This is a genomic window from Bartonella phoceensis (assembly GCF_902825145.1).
Lineage (GTDB): Bacteria > Pseudomonadota > Alphaproteobacteria > Rhizobiales > Rhizobiaceae > Bartonella > Bartonella phoceensis.
Genome location: NZ_CADEAD010000069.1, coordinates 1 through 276 on the forward strand (window position 1 = coordinate 1; position 276 = coordinate 276).

General features: G+C 37.0%; 1 protein-coding gene. It reads right to left on the bottom strand.

Annotated elements, in window-relative coordinates; all coding sequences use genetic code 11:
* The coding region (locus J7R07_RS08110) for a hypothetical protein (RefSeq protein ID WP_208436333.1) at positions 1–276 on the bottom strand (276 nt) is incomplete at both ends.

The following is a 276-nucleotide window of genomic DNA, read 5'->3' on the forward strand; positions in this document are numbered from 1 at the left end:
TTATTTGTGGGCCATTACTAAGCCTAAGCCCGTCAGCTGTGAGGGTAAGTGATGATTTATTATCAGCCTGAAACGTTAATTGGTGTGCCTCAATATTCTTAACAGTAATATCATCCGATAAATCAAAGCTTACAGAGTCATTTTCTTGTGTGAGCTTGATATTCTGTTTATCTTGATGACTAACTGCTACAAAATTTATTGTACTGTTTGGTCCAATCTGCCTTACATCTCCATTGTTAACAGCAAGATTCCAACCTGTTTTGCTGAGAGTTTCTA